Here is a 3,560-nt window from a genome sequence, read left to right as displayed (position 1 = left end):
GGCGTCGATCGCGCTCTGCGCGGAGTACGGGTTCGCTTTGACCGCGTTTGCGTTTTTCAGCGCCGCGGCGTAGGGTGCGTAGCTCTCGGCGGTGTACGCCGTTTCGTCATAGAACGGCAGCGCCTCGAGCGCGGAGAAGTCGGCGCTTTCGGGGATCAGTCCCTCCGGCAGGGTCCAGCTGCATACCGCCGAGTTGAAGTCCTCGACTCCGCGCACGGCGGTAACGGATGCGCCGTCCGCGCCGAAGACGACGGAGTTGTACCAGCAGGCGCCGCGTTCTTCGCCGAGCAGCGCGAGCGGGAGCCCGTCGCGGGCGCGGAAAACGCCGATTTTGCTGTCGATGCCGGCGAGCGCGAGCATAGCGCCGTCGGGCGAAAAGGCGAGCGCCGTGACCGCCGTCCTGCCGAGGAACGGGCGCGCGGCGAGCCGTCCGGTCCCGGTATCGTAGATCCTCGCGCACGCGTCGCCGCAGGCGGCGGCGAGCAGACTTCCGTCGGGCGAAACGGCGAGCTGATAGACTTCGTCGCCCGCCTTGCCGAAAGCGGAAACGGCTTCGGCTTCAACGTCGTAAGCGTAGACCCCGCCGTTTGCGGTCGCGGCGTAGAGCCGCTTGCCGTCCGGCGAAAACGCGAGTGCGGAGATCCTGCCGCCGACCGTGAAAACGCGGTAGCCGGTCTTTCCCGCGGAGCGCACGTGAACGCTGCCGTCGTAGCAGCCGAAGGCGTAGTCGTCGTTTTTCGCGACGGCTATGGAATCCACCCAGCTGTCGGTCTTCTCGCGGGTTATCTCCGCGAGCGTCCTGCCGTCGTAGACGTAGAAATAATTGCAGTCGCTGCTGTTTGAATTCTCCGGCGTTCCGCCGGCGTAGCAGCGCGAGCCGTCATAGTTGAGCGCGACAACGGGGTAACGTCCGGAGAAGCCGCCGTTGACCGCGTTGCCGAAGTCCGCGTCCGTCACGGTCAGCTTGCGGTATCTGCCGAAAACGTACCTGCTCCCGTCGCCGGAGATCGCGTCGCTCATCACCCAGTATCCGCCGGAGCTCAATCTCGCGGCGGGAGCCAGCGCCGTGTTGCCGCCGTTATAAAGCATAACGTCCGCGGCGGCGTTGCCGTAAAGCAGCACTCCGCGTTCCGTGTCGACGGCGCAGGGGTTGGCGGGCGACCAGATCTTGTTGAAGCAGTCCGCCTCCGTCTTTTCCGCGGCGAAGGGCAGTTCGCTCTGCGGCGCGTACGCGGCGTCCTTGTAGTAGCGGACGTAATCTATATAATACTTCGTTTCCTGCGGCGCGTTCGGCGGGAGCTCGTAGTTGCCGGGCCCGTCGATGCCGGTGTTGAGCCGGATATACATCGGGTTTTTCTGCAGCGCGTTTTTCAGCGCGTCGGAGTCGACGTTTATCGTCAGATAGAGCACGTCGTCAAAGTACCATCTTATCTGATCCGCCTCCCATTCGATCGCGTAGACGTGGAAGTCGTCCGTCAGCTTTTCGTTGCTTATCAGCATCGTTCCGTCGGTCCAGCCGCCGATCTCGGCGTGATAGCCGTTTCCGTCGGCGTAATGGAAGGTGGCGAAGGAACGGCGGTGTCCGAGCCAGTCGTTTTCTTCGTCGAGCGCGATGAACTCCATAATATCGATCTCGGCGCAGTAGGGCCAGTTATCCTTGTCGCCCATCAGCCAGAAGGCGGGCCAGACCTTGTAGCCGTCCGGCAGCTTCGCGCTCATCTCTATCCTGCCGAAGGAAACGTGAAGCTTATCCTCGGTGGTGATCTGCGCGGCGGTGGAAGGCATACCGTTGTAATTCTCGACAACGGTCTTCAGCACGAGGCAGCCGTCCTCGAAGCATATATTGTTGTCGTCGTCGCGGTAGTAGTAGGGATCGGTCGGGTCGTTGTTCTTGCCGGTCATCGGGAACCATACTCCGCGGTTGAGCGCGCCGTCGTTGAATTCGTCGCTCCACGCGAGCGACCAGTCGGGCCCGCCTGCGGAAACGACGTCGAAGTATCTTATCAGCGCGTTGTTCTCCGTCAGCTTCGGCGTGTCGCCGGTATAGGTCAGCGCGACGCGCGAAGCGCCGGTATAGTAGAATGAAAAGCCCTTCGCCTTTGAATAGCTGACCGACCAGAGCTGGCCCGAATCGGTTAGATCCGGACAGGCGGCGCTGAAGGACGCGTTTCCGGAATCGCTGCTTCGCAGCAGCGCGAGGGCGTGGTTTTTGTTTATAAGTCTTATCTGATTCGGATTGGTCGGGTCGGCGCAGAGCTGCCAGAGCTGCGCGTCGTCGCCCTGAACGCTCTCGGAAAAGGTTAGGAAAGCGTCCGCCCGCGAGGGCTTGGATACCATCGTGAGCGCGGAGGAGGTACCGCGTTTGAGCAGTTTGTAATATTCCGCGCTGTTGAAACGCGGCGCGGCCGCCGGCGTTTCCGAGTATTCGCGCGCCGCGCCTTCGGCGGAGCCGGATACGGCGTGCAGGTCGGAGAAGGAAACGAGCGAAGCGCCGGTGAAGGTCAGGGATATATAGTTCAGCGTGCCGTCAAGCGGCGGCGCGCCGAAGCGGTCGAAGGGGAAGAGGTAATACCTTTCGCCCTCGGTCACGGTAATATCCGAGAGGGTGAAAACGCAGTCCTCCGCGCTGCCGCGCCTGCCGATCTCGAGGTCGAGCGAGGCGTCGGCGTCGGCGCTTATCTTCAGCGCGAAGCCGTCCGCCGTCTGGCAGGGCACGCCGAAGGGCGACGGGCCGGATACGCCTTCGGAGGCGGCGTTGGCGTAGCGGAGCGTACCGCTGCCGGAGAGCGTGACGACGCCGTCGGAAACAGAAACGCTCCCGCGTCGAAGCGGCATACTGCGGATATCTGCGTCGGTCAGTCCTTCAAAGCCGAGCAGCGGCTCGCGCGTGTAGTTTTCAAGCGGAACGAGCGCGTCAATAGCGGCACGAAGGGCGGCGGCTTCGCCGTTGTCGGTGCGTCCGGACTGAATGACAGCCTGTGCTTTGTCATAGCAGTCGCGAAGCAGGTTTCCGCTTTGCGCGGTATACATACCGTAAAGCTCTCTGCCGGCGGCGGCGATCGCGTCGTCGAGGGAATCCGCGGAGGCGAAGGGTATCGCGCCCGCGAAAAGCGAGCAGAGTATCAGCGTTGAGAGAAGTGCGGCTATGGTTTTCTTCATGTATTCACCTTCTTGTGATACTCGGCAGAAGAATATATTCTTCTGCCGAGTATGCTTCATTCATGCGGGAATAGTACTGTTGTTAAAGGGAATCAGCCAGCTTCGCGGCGACGCGGAGTATCGCCAGCGCGTCGGCGACCGTGATTTCACCGTCGCCGTCGGTGTCGCCGATCCTGATGGATAACGGCGTTTCTTCCGCGAGCTTCGCGGCTATACGCAGCGCGGCGAGCGCGTCGGAAACGGTGATCTCGCCGTCAAAGTCGAAGTCGCCCTTCATCGGCTCGGGCTCGTCTCCGCCTTCAACGAGGCCTTCCGCGGCTTCCGCGACCGCCTGCGCGGCGGCGTCGATCGCGCTCTGCGCGGAGTACGGGTTCGCTTTGACCGCGTTTGCGTTTTTCAGC

At 62.5% G+C, this 3,560-nt stretch carries 2 protein-coding genes; both read right to left on the bottom strand.

The annotated features are described in order from the left end of the window. On the bottom strand, positions 1-3,159 hold a 3,159-nt coding region (locus tag IJL83_03025; GenBank protein MBQ6552572.1), incomplete at its 3' end, for a family 16 glycosylhydrolase. Between the two features lie 82 nt (positions 3,160-3,241). Further along, the coding region (locus IJL83_03020) for a dockerin type I repeat-containing protein (GenBank protein MBQ6552571.1) at positions 3,242-3,560 on the bottom strand (319 nt) is incomplete at its 5' end.

Source organism: Clostridia bacterium (assembly GCA_017438525.1).
Classification (GTDB): Bacteria; Bacillota; Clostridia; order Oscillospirales; family RGIG8002; genus RGIG8002.
Note: the sequence above shows the minus strand (reverse complement) of the source record. Positions and strands in the feature narration are given on the sequence as shown.